Genomic DNA, 19,801 nt, shown 5'->3' on the forward strand with positions numbered 1-19,801 from the left:
CGTGCCATACCTGACTATTACCACAGTGGAATAATAAAAAGAAAGTGCCCAATGACTGCGTGTTATCACGTGTCCTGAACACTTTCTTTATATCGACTCGCCACCATCGCGCACTTCCAGATATCTTTCCAACTTCCGCTTCACACGCTGCAGGGCATTGTCTATAGACTTCACATGTCGGTCGAGATCAACTGCAATCTCCTGATAGGATCTGCCGTCCAAATAAAGCATAAGCACCTTGCGTTCAAGGTCGCTTAATATTTCAGACATTTTGTCTTCAAGACCAACGAATTCTTCTTGATTAATGATGAGCTCTTCAGGGTCTGATACACGAGAGCCTCCGATAACATCCAAGAGTGTCCGATCGGAATCCTCGTCGTAAATGGGTTTGTCCAAGGAGACGTAAGAATTAAGTGGAATGTGCTTCTGTCGCGTAGCAGTCTTAATCGCAGTTATGATTTGTCTCGTAATACACAATTCAGCAAATGCTTTGAACGATGCGAGCTTGTCTCCCTTAAAATCTCGTATAGACTTGTACAGTCCAATCATACCTTCCTGCACAATGTCCTCCCGGTCAGCGCCGATCAGAAAATAGGAGCGTGCCTTCGCACGTACAAAATTGCGATATTTGTTAATCAGATATTCCAGTGCATCGCCGTCACCTTCGCGAACGGCATCTACAAGCTGTTCATCCGTTAACTTATCGTATGGAAACGTGCTTATTTCTTTGAGGTCAACACTCACTAGCAATCCCTCCGGCCTGCAACGCAATCCACCCGTTACATAAGATACCCCGCTTCGCATATTGTTCTGTATGTACATGAACATCAGGCTAGTAAGCATTGGGTCTGTTCTGTTGATAGAATCGATAACCATTCAAATTGACTATCGCTTCCAAAACTGTTGAAATAGCTGATCCGACAAAATGATAGATTCAGTATATATGAATAGCTTCCCAAGCGTCAACCGCGAGAATACTTGATTCTACGGGAAAAATGGAGCCTTTAATGGTTTGAACACTTTTGACAACTCAAGAAACAACATACGTTTCAGTAAAAATGTGCTAGTCAGTTTGAATCTACTCCATTTTATCCCCTCTTCGCAGCCGTTCAAGCTTCAGCATAACGTCCAGACTTAATTTGTCTTCAAGCGGATTGCGCTTGATTGGACGCAGCGCTTGCTCTCGAATCTGTACTTCCACCTCACGTCGCGCCTGTTCGATGACTATTCGTAGTTCACGCGCTGATACACGGAGCGCGCCCAGGGCAAAGATGACATTCTGCTCAGTCATATCTGAAGTGGCCACATAGATCGTGCGGCGGCGATGCTTTAACTCACGCACGAGTCTTTCGATGCATTCATCCGCCGTTTCCTTCTCCTTCGTGAAACTAACCGTTACGTCACCTTGCTTGTAAGTTGCTCCAATGCCCGGTACGCGATAAGCATCGAATACGGCAATGACACGTCTGCCGGAATATGCTTGGTAATCCGTAAGCATGTCCAACAGACGATCACGCGCCTCCTCCAACTTGGTATCCGCCAGCTTCTTCAGTTCAGACCATGCGCCGATCATATTATATCCGTCTACCAGAAGCACGTCGCGCCAATCTGCCTGTTGTTGCATCGCGATTAGCCTCTACGACGGCGTACAACCTCATACATGACGATGCCCGCTGCCACCGAAGCATTCAGGGAATTGATACGCCCCGCCATCGGCAGCTTTAATAATACATCACACGATTCACGGATGAGTCTGCCCATGCCTTTATTCTCATTGCCGATTACAATGGCAACCGGGGAGTCCAAAATATCAGCGTCGTATACTTCCTGTTCAGCCGTTACATCGGTTCCTACTACCCAGACCCCTCGTTCTTTCAGCTGATCAATGGTTTGAGCAAGGTTGGACACTCGTGCAACAGGTACATACTCAACAGCCCCAGCAGATATTTTCGATACAGTTGCCGTTAAGCCAACTGAACGACGTTTCGGAATAATAACACCATGTACCCCCGTGCAATCTGCCGTCCGCAGCATTGAACCAAGATTGTGTGGATCTTCAATCTCATCCAGCACAAGAATAAACGGCTTTTCCCCTCTCGTTTCCGCAAGTGCCAAAATATCCTCGACTTCCACATAATCATAGGCTGCCACCTGCGCAACAACACCTTGATGCTGGATACCTTCAACCATCTGATCCAGCTTACGCTTATCTGCCGACTGAACGATAATGCCGGCCTTTTTAGCTTCGGCGATAATCGGCTGCGTCAAGTGTTTCTGCGCCTGTTCAGCGATCCATATTTTATTGATCGTTCGGCCGGAACGCAGCGCCTCCATGACAGAGTGCTTGCCAGCAATCATTTCTTCTTGCATATAATAAAGTACCTCCTAGTTGCTCTATAATTCCTTTTATGTTATCGGTATTAGATGTCTGGTTAGATGTAAAAGGGTACAACCCCTGCCCGTCGCAACCGTCATCCTACTTCATTTTCGCTTTCTTTCAGCATGAGATGAACCAGTTCCTGCAAGCGTTCTAACTGCTTTTCATAGTATAAATAACCGAACAATGCCTCTAGTGCCGTAGCATGCCTATACTCTTGAACGTTGGCGCTCTTTGGGACAGTAGACTTGGCATTGCGCCCTTGACGAACAACGTCCGCTTCCTCCTCTGTCAACATTGGCGCTAACTTGTTTAGAAATTTGGCCTGCGCTTTTGCTGATACATATTTAATCGTCTCCTGGTGCATATGGTGAGGTCGGTGATTCGGCTGTGCAATTACGTATTGCCGCACAGCAATCTCGTATATAGCATCTCCCATATACGCAAGGGCTATCGGGTTTAACAACTTCGCCCCTTTCGCAGGGGCAAAGTCGAACAGCCAATCATCCTTCTTCACATCACGTTCTTCATCCACTGTTATGACTTCTGCTCCTTTCACACCCGTTTCCAACGAACACCTTGCGGTGTATCCTCTAATACGATTCCTTGTGCCGTAAGCAGATCACGAATCTCATCGGCGCGCGCCCAGTTGCGCGATTGACGCGCTTCCGTTCGCTCTTGGATTAAGTGATCGATTTCCTCATCCAAAAGCTCTACTTCTTGCTCGATTACAATTCCTAATACATCGTTCATCGCTTCAAATGCATCAAGAAGCGCAAGCAGGTCAGCAGGACGTAGTGTTCCGGCAGCATTCCCTTGCTGTACGTACACATTCGCTTCACTCGCCCAATCGAACATCGCCGTGATCGCATCAGCCGTGTTAAAGTCATCTTGCATCTTCGTGTCGAACGTTTCTAAGATTCCAGCCAGCTTCACCTGCAGTGCTTCATTAGGCTCCCCGAAAGAAGCAGCTGCCTGCATCGCTTCATCCAAAGACATGCCTGTTGCCTGTAGAGCATGCTTTACATTCGAAACCGCATTAGTTAATCGTTCCGTTGAGTTTACAGCCTGCTGCATCGCTTCATCCGTAAAGTTAAGCGGGTTGCGATAATGTGTGGACAGCATAAAGTAACGAATAGCTCCCGGGTTGTAATGTGTGAGCAAATCTTTAACGAGCACACCGTTGCCAAGAGATTTAGACATTTTCTCGTTATTGATATTAATATATCCGTTATGCATCCAGAACCGCGACAAAGGCTTGCCCGTCACCGCTTCCGATTGTGCCGATTCACATTCATGATGTGGGAACGTCAGGTCTTGGCCGCCGCCATGAATGTCCAGTGTATCCCCCAGGTATTTACGCACCATAGCCGAGCATTCGATATGCCAGCCTGGTCTTCCATCCCCCCATGGACTCGGCCAAGCAATTTCGCCTGGCTTTGCTCCTTTCCAGAGCACAAAGTCTTCTGCCGCTTCCTTGCGGGCATCTACTTCGATTCGAATTCCGAACTGGAGTTCCTCCAGATTCTGATGGGACAACTTTCCGTAGTCTGCGAACTTCTTCGTACGGAAATATACATCCCCTCCCGATGGGTATGCAAAATCCTGCTCCACTAGTGTTGAAATAAAGCTTATGATTTCATCGATATTATCCGTTACACGTGGATTATTGGTGGCACGGCGAATGCCCAGCCCATCGCAATCTGCGTAATAAGCGTCAACAAACATATCTGCCACTTCTGGCACGGTCAGGTTCATCTCGCGCGCTTTTGTGATCAGTTTGTCATCTACATCCGTAAAGTTGATCACATAGTTAACATCGTAACCTGTTGTTTCCAAATACCTGCGAACCATGTCAAAGACGATTGCTGGTCTGGCATTTCCAATATGAATATAACCGTACACGGTTGGACCGCATACGTACATGCTGACTTCACCCGGCTTCTGTGGAGTAAAGGGCTGCTTCTTGCGTGTCATTGTGTCATAAATCGCTAATGTCATGCGCGCATAACCTCCTTGGAGTTTTTGTCCTTAGTATCCTTATCTTTATCTTGTCGTTCTTCTTCATCTCTACTTTGAGCATTATCCGTACGTCCTTCTTTATCTGGGCTACCTTTTTCCTCTGCCTGACCATTTTCTTTATCCCAATTAACATTGCCTTCACTATACGCCTCATCTGCCGAGTTAGTGAGGGTCTCGATTGTCTGCGATCGTAGATGCTGAACTTCCTGCTCCAGCTTATCGATCTGCCCCTGCAGCACACGGAACATATCAACGACCGGGTCAGGGAGTTGAGCATGATTCAAACGATCAATACGCACGCCATCCTGCTTGACGATCCGGCCAGGAATACCTACAACGGTACAATTGCCTGGTACTTCACGCAGTACTACTGAATTGGCTCCAATACTTGTATTATCTCCAATGCTAAAAGAACCAAGCACCTTGGCGCCGGATGCAATTACGACGTTATTGCCAATGGTAGGGTGTCGCTTGCCCTTTTCTTTACCAGTCCCACCGAGAGTAACACCTTGATAGATGACAACGTCATCTCCAATTTCGCATGTCTCCCCAATGACTACTCCCATACCATGATCAATAAACAGGCGTTGGCCGATAGTGGCGCCTGGATGAATCTCGATGCCTGTCATAAATCGACTTACTTGAGCTATTGTGCGGGCTACGGTATACCATCTCCGTTTGAAGAACCAATGGGCCACTCGATGTCCCCATATCGCATGCAAACCGGAATAGGTAAAGATGACTTCAAATCGACTGCGTGCCGCGGGATCATTTTCAAATACCGTTCGAATATCGGATCGCATCTGTTGCAGTATACGTCCCATGGCCTATTCCTCCCGAACCGTTCATAATTGAAAGTCCGCCTCATGACAAAAAATGGCGCCCCCGCAGCGATATGCTGCAGAGACGCCATGCGCGGTCCCACTCTGCTTGAACAATACGAATGCCAACGTAACGAGAGTTAATGCATAAAGGAACACCTCTTTGCCTAACGTAACATTACTGCTGTATTGCTCCACTTTATCGTTCTATAACGTAAACGACTCGTCATTCTCTACCTGAAAAATATACAATCTGCATATTCTACACTCAAGAATGAAGCTTCCGGGCGCAGTGCGTATCGCGAGGCATGGAACTGCTTGCAGCCCCGAAGTCATGGTGTCGTTGCACCCGCTTCATCGGCAGTCCTCTCTGTGCACGCCTATCTGCAAATACGCTCTCCCGTTCAACGCTGTTGCATATAGTACTGATTGGTTGCTATGTGAATCTGTTGTCGAAAAGTCTCTACTTAATTCTAATTTACATTGGTTATGACCAGTATACTGGAAGACACCTGATATTGACAATAATACTTCTTCTGTAAAATAAACCGAGCCGCCCATTTATTGTGTTACGATCACACGGCTAATCTGGTAAGAACGTTACGCTTGCAGGCGATTGCTTAATCGGCGCAGCACAGTCTCGCGTCCCAGTAGAACGATAGTTTCATTCAGATCGCGACCATGCATCTGTCCTGAAACTGCCACACGAACTGGCATGAACAATCCTTTGCCCTTCGCACCTGTTTCTTTCTGTACTTCTTTAATAGCGCCTTTGACTGTATCTACATCCCAATCAGAAGCTGCTGCAAGCTTCGTATGAAGGGCAGCCAGCACAGTCGGAACTTGCTCTTCAGCCAGAACTGCGGATGCTTCCTCATCTAATGTTAACTCTTCACGGAAGAACAGATCGGAAAGCTCCACAATGTCGGATGCACAATTCATTTGCTCCTGATACAGCTTAACCAGAGCATGGGCCCAAGCTTGTTGTTCATCGCTTAATGAGGCTGGCAAACGGCCCGCCTTCTGCAGATGTGGGATCGACATCGCCGCAATCCGGTCAGGATCTGCTTTCTTCATGTACAAATTGTTCAGATGAGTCAGCTTATTCGTATCAAATACAGCAGGACTCTTAGACAAGCGGTTCTCATCGAAAATGCGGATCAGTTCATCACGGGAGAACATCTCCTCTTCTCCCTCAGGCGACCAGCCAAGCAGTGCAATAAAGTTGCACATAGCCTCAGGAAGATAACCCAATTGATCATACTGCTCAATAAATTGAATAATGGATTCGTCGCGCTTGCTCAGCTTCTTGCGGTTCTCGTTGACGATAAGCGTCATATGTCCGAACTTCGGTGCATCCCAGCCAAACGCTTCATAAATCATCAACTGGCGCAGCGTGTTAGTAATATGATCTTCTCCACGCAGTACATGGGACATCTTCATCAAATAATCGTCGATGACTACAGCGAAGTTATAAGTTGCGATACCGTCCTTTTTAACGATGACCCAATCACCAGTCGTATCCGATTCAAAAGTGATATCACCCTTGACGATATCATCAAACGTATACGAACGTCCCGTCGGCACAAGGAAACGCACGCTTGCCTGACGACCTTCCGCTGCTTTAGCAGCTTGCTGCTCTGGTGTCAGGTGACGGCAAGTTCCCGCATACTTAGGTGTCTCACCACGTTCCGTCTGTTCCTCGCGCTCCTTCTCCAACTCCGCTTCCGTACAATAACACTTGTAAGCAAGCCCGCGTTCCATAAGGTCTTGCGCATGCTGATTATAAATATCAAGTCGTTCCGTCTGACGATAGGGCCCAAATTCACCCCCAACATCAATACTTTCATCCCACTCGATGCCAAGCCATTTCATGTATTTGAACTGGCTCTCTTCTCCGCCTGCCACATTACGCTTTATGTCCGTATCCTCGATACGTACGATAAACTTTCCTCCATGGTGGCGCGCAAACAAATAGTTAAATAACGCGGTGCGCGCGTTACCAATATGTAAATGTCCTGTTGGACTTGGCGCATACCGTACTCGGATGTCTTTACTCATGGTTTTGTCCCTCCGAACTATGCCTTTTATCGGCTTGTATAAGCCTATATTCATCCCGTTATCATACCATATTACGAATTAAGCAGACAACCGCTTGTGCGGCAATTCCCTCGCCACGACCTGTAAAACCCAGCTTTTCTGTCGTTGTCGCCTTGACATTAATCTGGGAAGCTTCAGCCTCCAACACTCGTGCAATATTATCCACCATCGCGGGTATGTGTGGCAGCATCTTGGGCTGCTGTGCAATAATCGTACAATCCAGATTACCGAGTTTATACCCACGATCAACAGCCATCCGCCAGACATGCTCCATTAGTTTAACACTGTCCGCATCTTTGAAAGCTGGATCTGTATCCGGAAAGTGCTTGCCGATATCGCCTAAGCCAAGCGCACCAAGGACAGCATCACTGATGGTATGCATCAGCACGTCCGCATCTGAGTGACCCAACAGTCCTTTCTCGTATGGAATCGTCACGCCGCCAATAATACACGGACGTCCCTCCACCAACTGGTGTACATCAAACCCTTGCCCTACTCGGATCATGTTGTTCTCCGCTCCCATCTGTTAAGTAAAATCCCATGACTCCACCGTATCCGACTTCCAATCACAATTCCAATCACCATTCCAACTAGCTTAGATCTTTGTGCTTCATCTTGTCACCTTGCCCATTACATACATCAGTCTTGTCCATCACTCACATCAGACTGATAGCTCTTATCCAGCCTTGTCATGCTTGTGCTGGCTCATTGCTCCTGCTCAGCCACCAATCAGCCCATGCCAGGTCTTCTGGTGTCGTCAGCTTAATATTGGAGTAGCTGCCTTCAACGATATGCACTTCAATGCCGATCTGCTCAACAAGCATAGCATCATCAGTACCGATACGTCCCGCTTTACCCGCTTCGTCATGGGCACGCATCACATCTTCAAGACGAAAAGCCTGTGGGGTCTGAATCGCCCACAAGCTGCTTCGGTCAGGAGTTGCTGTAATGACACCATTCGCATTGACTTGCTTAATCGTATCTTTAACGGGTACGGCTAGCACAGCCGCTCCATATGTAATTGCCGCTTCTCCAACAGCAAGTACCTGTTCTGCCTCTACAAAGGGTCTAACCCCATCATGTATAAGCACAATATTCAGGCCTCGCGCTTGGATCGCCTTCAGTCCTTCATATACAGAATGCTGACGTTCTTTCCCGCCAGGCACAATATCAAGTACTTTAGTTAAATGATACTGTTCCACCCAAATGCGGCAGCGCTCCAAATCGTGTCTGCCTGTTACCAGAGCGATGGATGCACATTGCTCCATAGCTTCAAATCGTTCCAGCGTATGTATCAATACTGGCTTGTCCTGCAGCAGCAAGTACTGCTTGCTCTCCTGCATTCCCATACGAGTACCCTTACCTGCCGCTACAACGATAACACCGAATTGCTGCTCCATCTCTGCTAACCCTCCATGATGGTAATACACCCATCATACCTGTTTATTGGGCTTTTTCCAACAGTTTCGGCTTGGCAAATATCATACGGCCCGCGGACGTCTGCAATACGCTAGTTACAAGCACTTCCATCGTGGTACCGATGTACTCTCTACCTCCTTCCACAACGATCATCGTCCCGTCATCCAAATAGGCTACACCCTGACCATGCTCCTTACCATCCTTGATCACTTGTACGACGATCTCTTCGCCCGGTAGTACAACTGGCTTGACAGCATTGGCCAGATCGTTAATATTTAAGACAGATACACCTTGTAGCTCGCACACTTTGTTTAAGTTATAGTCGTTGGTTACGACTTTACCCTTTAACAGTTTGGCCAGCTTCACCAGCTTGCTGTCTACCTCAGATATTTCATCAAAGTCACCTTCGTATATTAGCACTTTTACTTCCAGTTCCTTTTGAATTTTATTTAAGATATCCAGTCCCCGCCGACCGCGATTGCGCTTGAGCAAATCAGAAGAATCTGCGATATGCTGCAGCTCTTCCAGCACAAACTCAGGTATAACGATGGTTCCTTCAATAAATCCCGTCTTGCAGATGTCTGCAATACGACCGTCAATAATAACACTCGTGTCCATGATTTTATGCTCTTCGAAACCGAGGCTCGTGTTGTTTTCTTCTGCTTTAGGTTGCTTCCATAACTGCATCCACTCCAGCACTTCTTCCTGCTTCCAGTGGGCAATCTGTACGCCTATAATGCCACACCCCGTCGTACAAAGAACGGCTACCAATTGACCGATAAGTCCAAAGTGGCTTAATAAAGGCATAAGCAGCGCAGAAAAGCAAAGACCGATTAAGAGTCCACTTGTGTGTATAATGAGTTGTGCTGGGGACATCTCCGTAATTCGAGTGCGCCATATGTTCCATAACCGTGCTGCAGGTGTAGCAATTGAATGACATAGAACCATTGCTGCTACAGCGCCTCCAAGAGCCCACCATATCCGACCTGACGTCCAACCGTTCACGGCGGATGACCATTCCATCGTTCTGGCATACAGGGCAGCGTGCACTTCCATGCCACACCATGCCCCTAAAATTCCAGCCAGCACCGTAAATGTGCGTCTGAACATAAACGTCCACCTCCTTGATTATTGTCTTATCTTTACAATTATGGCCCAAGGAGTGACGGTCTAATCCGTACGGAAACGTTTTTTCCTTTTCATGCAGGTTGATATATGGGAATTATTAGTTTTATAATGAATACGGATGCACGTGGTTATTTTAAAGAAGAGCGTTCAAGTGCGGTGAACATCATCGCTGCACCATTTCAAGAATAGAGGTGGATTTGAAATGAGCACTCCTAATTTGCAAACGTTTCAAGACCAAGTTGCCGACCTATTACTAAGACACCGGAGTCTGTTAGACGTTCTCTCCAAATGCGGACAGTCGGACTCTTCTGTTAATCGTGCCGTCACCAAAGCAATCACAGAATGCGGATGTTTGGAGGTTCATGCAAAGCGCCAGCCCTACCAGCCAGAGATGGATCTTGATCAGGCCAAGCACAGCCTAGAGAGCCATCTGCAAGGCCATCTATGCGAGAATTGCAAAGACGTCATCCGTGCGGAACTGGGCAAACATTTGTTCTATATGTCCGCGCTTTGTAATCTGCTTGATATTCGCCTGGACGAGGTTGTAAAGCAAGAGTCCAGCAAATGTTCAACTTTGGGAGTTTTTAACCTGTCTTAATTCGCTAATATAGCAGTTCAATGCAAAAAGCACCTGTTCCTCGGAACAGGTGCTTTTTAAGTAAGGGACACTGTTATTGTATTAATCAGAGTTCCTAAGAAGAATGCTTGCGTTGCGTCCAATCATCCGCTTCCACCGTCTTTTTGCGACGGCGATTCAGCATTCTAACGTTTTTTTTTAAGCCGAGCAGCGCGTACAAGACGAGCGGCACGAATATAAGCTTAGGTGTCTGCTCCGGCTTCCACAATGCAATAGCTACCGCACCAGCAATAACAAATGGTGTAATCCAAATGGCTTTCTTCGGAATGCCATGCTTCTTGAAATTCGGATAACGAACAGTACTAACCATCAAATAGGATACGAGCAGCATGGCTACGATCAAATATGGCGCAGCAATACTCTTATGGAACAAAGCAAGCGTACATACCACACCACCAGCTGCTGGAATCGGAAGACCTACAAAGTAGCCAGGGATTCCTTCGATAACATTAAACCGCGCAAGACGCAACGCTCCACAGATCGGGAAAATAGCCGTTACAACCCATGCAAGCGCAGGGTTCAATTCACTAAATGCACACACATACATAACAAATGCCGGAGCAACTCCAAACGAAATAACATCCGATAATGAATCCAATTCTTTGCCGAATTCACTCTGCACGTTAAGCGCACGAGCGACACTTCCATCTAAACCATCCAACAGCATTGCAATAATAACCATGAGGGCAGCAAGGTTGACCTCATCGTTAAACGCAAGCATGATGGATATGATTCCGAGAAACAAGTTACCAATGGTAAACAGGTTCGGAATGGACTTTGTAATCATAGGTTCACCTCTAATTTTACTATGCCCAACGTGTTTTCATTTTAGGTACACTAAATCTGCCTGTCAATGAACACTTGCTCCTGAATTCGCTTCAGCCCTTCTTTAATCGTACGGGCCCGAACTTCTCCAATTCCATCTACCTCATCCAGTTCCTCAATAGTGGCCATCATGACCTGCGGCAAAGAGCTGAAGGTGTCCACTAAATTATGGATGACAATGTTAGGTAAGCGCGGGAGCTTGTTCAGCACGCGATAACCTCGCGGTGAGATCGACTCATCTTGAGCCGTGCTGGTTGCCGGGTATCCAAGTATACGAATCAGATGATGCGTATCCAGCAGTTCATCAGCCGTACACTTCTTCAGTTGGGCAAGAATGTCGCGGATCTTCTCGTCACTAGAGTCGCGCGCATAGTCTTTAAGCAGAAGCCATGCGTCGTCCTCCGTATTGCTGACGAGCTCTTCGAGCTGCATGCTAATCAGGCGCCCTTCGGTTCCAAGTTCGTTAATATAACGTTTGATCTCTAACTTAATACGTAATACCATCTCTGTACGTTGCACAACATTCACGACATCTACTAATGTGACCAGTTCCTCGAACTCGGAAGCGGTTAGATTAGTCAAACCTTGAACCAGCACCGCTTTGTATTTCTCCAGTGTCTGAATGGCTTGATTTGCTTTTGTCAAAATAACGCCCATCTCTTTGAGCGCATATCTTAGACTGCCCTGATACAGCGTGATCACATTCCGGCGCTGGGATATAGACACGACCAGCTTTCCCGTCTGCTTCGCTACTCGCTCTGCCGTACGATGTCTGATACCTGTCTCGATGGATGGAATCGAGGAATCCGGAATCAGCTGCGTGTTAGCGTACAAAATCCGCTTCATGTCTTCGCTCAAAATAATGGCGCCGTCCATCTTAGCTAATTCATATAAATAGCTTGGCGTAAAATCGCAATTAATGGAGAATCCGCCGTCAACAACCTCCATTACTTCCGGACTGTAACCAACTACGAGCAGCGCTCCGGTCTTTGCGCGAAGAACGTTCTCTAATCCCTCGCGAAAAGCAGTGCCCGGAGCAACCAGCTTTAATAAATCATTCATAATGTCGAGCTGACTTTGACCGTCTTTCATTCTATATCTATGCCCCCTAACCTAACGCCGCTGTTAATGCTTCCGCAACTGTATTAACTCCAATGATCTCAATATGTTTAGGCTGTGTCCAGCCTCGAAGACTATTCACAGGCATAATAATTCGCTTAAAACCAAGTTTCTCTGCTTCCTTAACACGCTGCTCGGCTCGGGATACTGCCCGTACCTCGCCTGTCAATCCCACTTCGCCAATAACGACATCAAACGGCTGTGTCGGCATATCCCGAAAGCTCGATGCAATGGCAACCGCAATCGCCAGATCAACCGCTGGTTCATCCAGACGCATGCCACCCGCTACATTGACATAAGCATCCTGATTCTGCAAGAACATGCCCATCCGCTTCTCAAGCACGGCAATAATCAGGGCTAGACGATGATGATCGATACCTGTCGCCGTGCGGCGCGGTGATGGGAAATTCGTGGCAGCGACGAGCGCCTGCATTTCCACTAGTACAGGACGTGTTCCCTCAAGGCTCGCTACAACAGTAGAGCCTGATACACCTAATGGACGCTCCTGCAAGAACAACTCGGACGGGTTCTTGACTTCAACCAGCCCACCTTCGGTCATCTCGAATATGCCCATTTCGTTGGTTGAACCAAAGCGATTCTTCACTGCGCGCAATATGCGATAGGAATGATGCCGTTCCCCTTCAAAATAAAGCACACAGTCTACCATGTGCTCCAAGAGCCGAGGTCCTGCGATTGCCCCCTCCTTGGTTACATGGCCCACAAGCACCGTTGCAATCCCTTTGCCTTTTGCTACACGCATAAACGCACTGGTGCACTCTCGAACCTGAGCAACACTGCCCGGGGCTGATTCAACCGATGGTTGATAGACAGTCTGAATCGAATCTATGACAAGGAAATCCGGTTGTATCTGTTCTATCGCCTCTTCAATGTGAAGCAAGTTGGTTTCACTTAGTACAAACAACCGTTCAGACAACGACCCTAAACGATCAGCACGCAGCTTGGTCTGGCGCATCGATTCCTCACCTGATACATACAACACCTTCAAACCACTAACGGCTATCGCATTAGAGGTCTGGAGCAGCAGCGTTGACTTGCCAATGCCCGGATCACCGCCGACCAGAATTAAGGAACCTGGGACAACACCCCCGCCAAGTACACGATTAAGTTCGGAAATCGTCGTGCTTAGTCGTGGTTCACGCCCACTCTCTATATGTATGATCGGTTGCGGCTTTTCTTTCGTAACGAGAAAGGATGATTGTACGCCAGCCGTCTTCACAACCGTCTCACGCTCTTCAACCATTGTATTCCATTCATTGCAGCCCGGACATTTCCCCATCCACTTAGGTGATTCATAACCACATTCCGTGCAATAAAACTTGGTCTTTACTTTGGCCATACCAGCCGACAACTCCTAACCTTTCATTCTGCGGACGAATTCATCTGCTTCTCGCTGTGAGACATATCGCTCTGTTCATAAGATTTACAGATGATGTCGACTGTAGCAGAAGATGGCTCAACTTTGCCCGTAATCTCAATATTCTCAAGTTTACCATTTTTGAGGGGACGTGGAAAGGAGCGGGCACAAAAAAACGAGCCCTTATTAGGGCCCGTCTCAGATCATCTGCTTAATTTGTTGCAGCTGGTTCTGTATTCAGTTGAACGACCAATCCGCCGTCCTGCTCATCAATTGTGACATAGTCACCTTTGTTAATATGACCTCTCAGCAGTTCCTCAGACAATTTGTCCTCGATATGCTTCTGGATCGCACGACGCAGCGGACGCGCTCCATAAGCTGGATCATATCCTTCCTTCGCAAGGAATTTCTTCGCTTCATCCGTTAAGCTGAAGTGAATATCCTGCTCGTTCAGACGTTTGCGGAGATCGTCAGCCATCAAGCTAACAATTTCTGAAATATGTTTCTCATCCAAAGAGTGGAACACGATAATCTCATCGATACGGTTCAAGAACTCTGGACGGAAGCTCTTCTTAAGCTCGACCATTACTTTATCTTTCATGTTGTTGTAGTCGCGCGCATTGTCATCTATTGCCGTAAAACCAAGCGTAGAATTGCGCTTAATCGCCTCAGCGCCCACATTTGACGTTAAGATGATCAATGTGTTGCGGAAGTCGACTACACGCCCTTTGGAATCTGTAAGTCGTCCGTCTTCCAACACTTGCAGTAAAATGTTAAATACTTCGGGATGAGCCTTCTCAATTTCGTCCAGCAGGACTACCGAGTATGGCTTGCGGCGAACTTTCTCGGTTAATTGGCCACCTTCTTCATAACCAACATAACCTGGAGGCGCTCCTACAAGTCGTGATGTCGAATGTTTCTCCATATACTCGGACATATCAATACGGATAACGGCGTTGTCATCTCCGAAGAGCGATTCGGCAAGTGCTCTCGCCAATTCCGTCTTACCTACACCCGTAGGACCGAGGAAAATAAACGAGCCCATTGGACGTTTCGGATCTTTAAGCCCTGCACGTGCGCGACGGATTGCGCGGCTAACCGCCTTAACCGCTTCGTCCTGCCCAATCACACGCTCATGGAGAATCTCCTCCATCTTCAACAGACGCTCAGTCTCTTCTTCTTTAAGTTTAATGACAGGGATACCAGTCCAGCTTGCAACGACTTGTGCGATATCTTCTGGAGTAACCTCCGAATCCATGCGTCCTTGCTTCTCTTTCCACTGATTGCGGAACGTCTCTAGTTCTTCGCGCATCTTCTGCTCCGTATCACGCAGCGCTGCCGCTTTTTCAAACTCCTGGCTTTGCACAGCAGCATCTTTCTCCTTGCGAATATCCTCAAGCCGCTGTTCCAGCTCTTTCAGATTAGGCGGTACGGTGTACGTGTGAAGCCTTACTTTGGAACTTGCCTCATCGATCAAGTCGATTGCTTTATCCGGCAGGAAGCGATCCGTAATATAACGATCAGAGAGCTTAACCGCTTGCTCAATCGATTCATCGGTGATCTTCACACGATGATGCGCTTCATAACGATCGCGCAAGCCCTTCAAGATCTGGATGGCCTCTTCAGGAGTTGGCTGATCTACCGTAATCGGTTGGAAACGACGTTCAAGCGCAGCATCCTTCTCAATATATTTGCGATACTCATCAAGCGTTGTAGCCCCAATGCATTGCAGCTCTCCGCGAGCAAGCGCCGGCTTTAGAATGTTGGACGCATCAATCGCCCCTTCTGCGCCACCTGCACCGATCAACGTGTGAAGCTCGTCGATAAAGAGAATGATGTTGCCAGCCTGGCGAATCTCATCCATAATTTTTTTCAATCGATCCTCGAATTCGCCGCGATATTTCGTACCTGCCACGACTGAACCCATATCGAGTGTCATCACTCGCTTGTCTCGTAATGTCTCCGGAATTTCATTATGAATAATCTTCTGCGCAAGTCCTTCAGCGATAGCAGTCTTACCTACACCAGGTTCGCCAATAAGTACCGGGTTATTCTTCGTACGACGGCTCAGTACTTGAATGACACGTTCGATTTCTTTACTGCGCCCAATTACAGGATCTAAGTTGCCTTCTTTTGCGATCGAAGTTAGATCGCGTGCCAAGCCATCCAGCGTTGGCGTGCTCACGTTCTGTGGTGTACCATGATGGCTGGATACCGCTTCACTGCTGCCAAGCAGCTGCAGCACTTGCTGACGTGCTTTATTTAGACTAATGCCCAGGTTGTTTAATACGCGAGCTGCCACACCCTCACCCTCACGAATAAGGCCGAGCAAAATATGTTCTGTTCCCACATAAGTATGACCAAGCTTACGTGCTTCATCCATGGACAATTCGATAACTTTTTTGGCACGCGGTGTGTAAGCAATGTTTGTCGGCTGCTCTTGACCGCGTCCAATCAAGGACTCGACCTCGTCTTGAATTTTCTCCAAGCCTAAACCTAATGCGACTAATGCTTTTGCTGCAATGCCCTCTCCTTCACGGATCAGACCGAGCAAAATATGCTCTGTTCCAATGTTGTTATGTCCCAAGCGCACGGCTTCTTCCTGAGCCAATGCCAATACTTTCTGAGCTCGTTCTGTAAATCTACCGAACATCATCGACTTGCACCTCCACATGATTCATTATTTGTTAATTCGTTATTACTCGGTTCATTCCTGCAACTTCTTGCTTTTGTCGGATTGACGTGGTGTAGACTGTTTCCTTACCAGAGTCTCCCGAATGAGGCGGGCGCGGTAAATATCGCGTTCATCCGCATTCATTTGTTTATTATAAATATGCTGCAGAAATCCAGGTTGGGTCATTACCATCAATTCATTCAACATGGTAGGCGAAACATCCTTCAACAATCCAAGATCTGCGCCTAAACGAATATCAGAAAGACGCTGTGCCGCTTCTTTGGTCTCCATAATAGCTGCATGCTTCAAGATACCGTAGGAACGACATACTTTATCCGTGAGACGTGTAATGTTCTCTTGTCTTAATTGTTCGCGTGCAGCCTTCTCATGCTCGATAATTTGTTTGACAACACCATACAAGTTATCGATTATTTCTTCCTCGGATTGACCAAGCGTAATCTGATTGGATATTTGAAACAGATTCCCAATCGCCTCGCTGCCTTCCCCATACAAGCCACGAACCGCAAGACCGACTTGCGCTACTGCTTGCAAAATACGATTGATTTGCTGTGTCAGCACAAGAGCTGGCAGATGCATCATCACAGAAGCACGAATCCCTGTACCAACATTAGTTGGACAACTGGTTAAATAGCCGCGTTTCTCATCAAAAGCATAATCTACTTTAGCTTCAAATACATCATCTAGCTGACTTGCAGCCTCCCATGCCTCTCGTATTTGGAGACCTGGATACAAACATTGAATACGGAGATGGTCCTCTTCATTTAACATAATACTAATCGATTCGTCATCCTTCAGCAGTAGTCCCCCATTGCGGGATTCATTAGCCAAATTAGGACTGATGAGATGCTTCTCGACTAGTACCTGTCTTTCCGTCACGTTTAACTCTGTCAGCTTCATCACATAAAAATGCCCTAGCTCCGCAAAATCAGGCGACTCAGCCACAGCAGTCAAGCGAGTAAGCGATTCAGCGGACTGTTGGTTCGTTGCCAAAAGCGGAAACGGTATCCCATGCAAGTTGCGGGCAATCCGAATCCGGCTGCTAATCACAATATCCGAGTCAGGCCCTGTACCACGCATCCAATCGCTGACAGGCTGTTTCATAAAGGAATGATTAGACATAAGCTTTACTCCTCCTTACCCGTCTGAACGTTTCTTAACACCACTCTATATTATTGCGCTTCTGCTCCGCCGGTCAGTTCTTTCTCCAGCATACGAATGTGATCCCGTAATTGAGCCGCCTCTTCAAATTGTTCCATACGAATACACTCTTGCAGCTTCTCACGTAGTTCATCCAATTCACGCTTTCGCTGTAACACAATACCATTACGCTTCGGAATCTTGCCAACATGAATAATGTTGCCATGAACTCTTTTCAGCAGCGGATCAAGTCGTGAACCGAATGACTTATAACACTCGTCACAACCGAATCTACCCATCTTGCTGAACTGCGAAAACGTAAGGCCGCAGTTGTCGCAGCGCATCGCCTCAGATGTTGCCTTAAACCCATATACTCCATTTTTGAGATTACCCGCTCCGTTCGATAAGTCAAAATCCAACAATCCTGAAAGCAGATTATGAATAGAAAACTCATGCGCGGGATCAGCATTCAATTCTCCCTTCTCACGGGCACATCCCTCGCAAATATGGGACTCAGTCTTCTCTCCATTAATAATCTTCGTAAAATGTAAGGTTGCGGGCTTCTGGCCGCACTGTTGACACATCATAGTCCCGTTCCTCCTAGTCAGGTGCATTCTTTACTTACACCTTCAAACTTGAGCATAACAAAAATGAACGCTGTGTCCTTCATGTCACCATCATAACTATGACTTCCCTAGCAAAGCAACCAGCATCGCGCGCAACAATCTCGCACGCAGCTCGTCTCGATAAGGCAGTTTTAACATTAAGTTGTCACGTGACATAGCTGCACGAAGCAAACTTGCTTCTCGTCGGGAGATAATCTTCGCTTCTTCCAGTTGATAGATAAGGCCATCTGCCGGATCTTGTCCAATACATTCACCGATCGTGTCACACACGTGCGTATGTATGGCATGCTGAGCCGGAAGTTCAATGCGTTGAATGCGAATATATCCACCGCCACCGCGCTTGCTTTCCACGACATAACCTTTTTCTAACGTAAACCGTGTGCTAATCACGTAATTAATCTGTGATGGAACGCAAGCAAATTGTTGAGCAAGATCGTTACGCTGAATTTCCACAGCGCCCTCGCGGCTGTCCAACAGCATAATTTTCAGATGCTGTTCGATCAAATCCGAAATGTTGCGCAACTTACTCCCTCCTTTCTATGCATCTATATTAGGTTTAACCAATTTTGACGTATTATTATTCGGAGTTGGTAATCATTTATTGACTTTGACTTTCTTTGACCTTGAATTTATTATAACAAATCGGTTTCCGTTTGCCAAATATAAATTTGCTTAGCCTTTATTCTTCTGTAAGGACGTTAATCATTAATGATCCGAACTATGGCGCCTTACGAGAAAACATGTACACATCAAATTGTATTAGAGAAACGCTCACTTAAGGTATTACTTGTAATGAGATCCAACTTTCTTTTCTAATCATATGAAGCGAGGCTAGATGAAGTGACATCAGATTTGATTACAGCCTGTGTTACTTGGTGCACAAGTAACTAGGCAAATGTAACTTCAGCCGTTTAACGATCTGCGTCCGCTTATTCCGTAAACGCTTAACTTAGGTACTTGTAGATAACATTTATAATTTGGATTCAAAATCTTTGAAATCATAAATAAATGGATAAATATATGTGGATAATTGGTTCATTGGGGGGAATAAAGAGATATATTTCTTATGAGATTGTGAACAACATATGACATTTCCACAAGCAGTGGACAAAAAGTGGACAACTATCTTAATAACATTAATATTCAGCCCTATAAACGGAGCAATATACCGTGGTTTCATCGTTATGTGCTGCTAAAATGGATATATAAATTAAATCTCATTAGTTATACACATGTGGATAACAGATAAAAACACAAATAATATCCACTATTCACACGGTGGATATCACGTTTTATATTCAGATAACGATGATGACTCAGTGACCGGTGTACTTATAGTTACTTAAGTCATTGCCTGCAATAGAGAAAACAAAGCCCATCGACATAAGTCAATGGGCTTTACTGCTTGGCAACGTCCTACTCTCCCAGGACCCTGCGGTCCAAGTACCATCGGCGCTGGAGGGCTTAACGGTCGTGTTCGGGATGGGTACGCGTGGAACCCCTCCGCCATCGCCACCAAA

Annotated in this window: 18 protein-coding genes, 1 rRNA gene and 1 pseudogene; 1 reads left to right on the top strand and 19 read right to left on the bottom strand. The window is 46.7% G+C overall.

Annotated features, from left to right (window positions below; genetic code table 11):
* Nucleotides 1–87 precede the first annotated feature (87 nt).
* The 11 genes and pseudogenes from sigH to MH117_RS25020 form a co-directional block, all read right to left on the bottom strand.
* Nucleotides 88–744, bottom strand: a complete 657-nt coding sequence (sigH, locus tag MH117_RS24970) for an RNA polymerase sporulation sigma factor SigH (protein ID WP_028543491.1) — start codon at nt 742–744, stop codon at nt 88–90.
* A gap of 334 nt (nt 745–1,078) precedes the next feature.
* Nucleotides 1,079–1,624: an NYN domain-containing protein gene (locus MH117_RS24975; protein WP_239333616.1), complete on the bottom strand. Its 546-nt coding sequence runs from the start codon at nt 1,622–1,624 to the stop codon at nt 1,079–1,081.
* A 5-nt stretch (nt 1,625–1,629) separates the two neighbouring features.
* Nucleotides 1,630–2,370 carry a 23S rRNA (guanosine(2251)-2'-O)-methyltransferase RlmB gene (gene rlmB / locus MH117_RS24980; RefSeq protein ID WP_239333618.1) on the bottom strand — a complete coding sequence of 247 codons (741 nt, stop codon included), beginning with the start codon at nt 2,368–2,370 and terminating at the stop codon, nt 1,630–1,632.
* A gap of 101 nt (nt 2,371–2,471) precedes the next feature.
* Nucleotides 2,472–2,912: a Mini-ribonuclease 3 gene (locus tag MH117_RS24985; RefSeq protein ID WP_285109335.1), complete on the bottom strand. Its 441-nt coding sequence runs from the start codon at nt 2,910–2,912 to the stop codon at nt 2,472–2,474.
* 20 nt (nt 2,913–2,932) lie between these two features.
* Nucleotides 2,933–4,378 (bottom strand): cysteine--tRNA ligase, encoded by a 1,446-nt coding sequence (gene cysS / locus MH117_RS24990; protein WP_239333620.1) that lies wholly within the window; start codon nt 4,376–4,378, stop codon nt 2,933–2,935.
* Nucleotides 4,379–4,578: 200 nt separating this feature from the next.
* Nucleotides 4,579–5,223 (bottom strand): annotated as a pseudogene (cysE, locus tag MH117_RS24995) (serine O-acetyltransferase); the annotation flags it as partial.
* A 21-nt stretch (nt 5,224–5,244) separates the two neighbouring features.
* Nucleotides 5,245–5,418, bottom strand: coding sequence for a hypothetical protein (locus MH117_RS25000; RefSeq protein ID WP_239333622.1), 174 nt, complete (start codon nt 5,416–5,418; stop codon nt 5,245–5,247).
* 402 nt (nt 5,419–5,820) lie between these two features.
* Nucleotides 5,821–7,281, bottom strand: coding sequence for a glutamate--tRNA ligase (gene gltX / locus MH117_RS25005; RefSeq protein WP_239333624.1), 1,461 nt, complete (start codon nt 7,279–7,281; stop codon nt 5,821–5,823).
* Nucleotides 7,282–7,342: 61 nt separating this feature from the next.
* The gene (ispF, locus tag MH117_RS25010) at nt 7,343–7,825 is read right to left on the bottom strand and encodes a 2-C-methyl-D-erythritol 2,4-cyclodiphosphate synthase (protein ID WP_239333648.1); all 483 of its coding nucleotides are present in this window, start codon (nt 7,823–7,825) and stop codon (nt 7,343–7,345) included.
* Nucleotides 7,826–8,009: 184 nt separating this feature from the next.
* Nucleotides 8,010–8,720, bottom strand: a complete 711-nt coding sequence (ispD, locus tag MH117_RS25015; RefSeq protein ID WP_239333626.1) for a 2-C-methyl-D-erythritol 4-phosphate cytidylyltransferase — start codon at nt 8,718–8,720, stop codon at nt 8,010–8,012.
* A gap of 43 nt (nt 8,721–8,763) precedes the next feature.
* A complete protein-coding gene (locus MH117_RS25020; RefSeq protein WP_239333628.1) occupies nt 8,764–9,849 on the bottom strand; it encodes a PIN/TRAM domain-containing protein in 1,086 nt (361 codons plus the stop codon).
* A gap of 220 nt (nt 9,850–10,069) precedes the next feature.
* Here MH117_RS25020 and MH117_RS25025 point away from each other — a divergent pair, with 220 nt between their 5' ends.
* Nucleotides 10,070–10,465, top strand: coding sequence for a nucleoside triphosphate pyrophosphohydrolase family protein (locus tag MH117_RS25025; RefSeq protein WP_028543482.1), 396 nt, complete (start codon nt 10,070–10,072; stop codon nt 10,463–10,465).
* 94 nt (nt 10,466–10,559) lie between these two features.
* Here MH117_RS25025 and pssA read toward each other — a convergent pair whose 3' ends face one another.
* The 8 genes from pssA to rrf form a co-directional block, all read right to left on the bottom strand.
* Nucleotides 10,560–11,291, bottom strand: coding sequence for a CDP-diacylglycerol--serine O-phosphatidyltransferase (pssA, locus tag MH117_RS25030; protein WP_239333630.1), 732 nt, complete (start codon nt 11,289–11,291; stop codon nt 10,560–10,562).
* 50 nt (nt 11,292–11,341) lie between these two features.
* Entirely contained in the window at nt 11,342–12,421 is a 1,080-nt protein-coding gene (gene disA / locus MH117_RS25035; RefSeq protein WP_028543480.1) for a DNA integrity scanning diadenylate cyclase DisA, read from the bottom strand.
* 16 nt (nt 12,422–12,437) lie between these two features.
* A complete protein-coding gene (radA, locus tag MH117_RS25040) occupies nt 12,438–13,805 on the bottom strand; it encodes a DNA repair protein RadA (protein WP_239333632.1) in 1,368 nt (455 codons plus the stop codon).
* Between the two features lie 229 nt (nt 13,806–14,034).
* Nucleotides 14,035–16,479 (bottom strand): ATP-dependent protease ATP-binding subunit ClpC, encoded by a 2,445-nt coding sequence (clpC, locus tag MH117_RS25045; protein ID WP_239333634.1) that lies wholly within the window; start codon nt 16,477–16,479, stop codon nt 14,035–14,037.
* 51 nt (nt 16,480–16,530) lie between these two features.
* The gene (gene mcsB, locus MH117_RS25050) at nt 16,531–17,637 is read right to left on the bottom strand and encodes a protein-arginine kinase McsB (RefSeq protein WP_239333636.1); all 1,107 of its coding nucleotides are present in this window, start codon (nt 17,635–17,637) and stop codon (nt 16,531–16,533) included.
* A 50-nt stretch (nt 17,638–17,687) separates the two neighbouring features.
* Nucleotides 17,688–18,242 (bottom strand): protein-arginine kinase activator protein McsA, encoded by a 555-nt coding sequence (mcsA, locus tag MH117_RS25055; protein WP_239333638.1) that lies wholly within the window; start codon nt 18,240–18,242, stop codon nt 17,688–17,690.
* Between the two features lie 96 nt (nt 18,243–18,338).
* Nucleotides 18,339–18,803: a CtsR family transcriptional regulator gene (locus tag MH117_RS25060; protein WP_028543475.1), complete on the bottom strand. Its 465-nt coding sequence runs from the start codon at nt 18,801–18,803 to the stop codon at nt 18,339–18,341.
* 881 nt (nt 18,804–19,684) lie between these two features.
* Nucleotides 19,685–19,801 (bottom strand): 5S ribosomal RNA (gene rrf, locus MH117_RS25065).

Origin of the sequence: Paenibacillus sp. ACRRX (assembly GCF_022346885.1) — a bacterium.
Lineage (GTDB): Bacteria > Bacillota > Bacilli > Paenibacillales > Paenibacillaceae > Paenibacillus_B.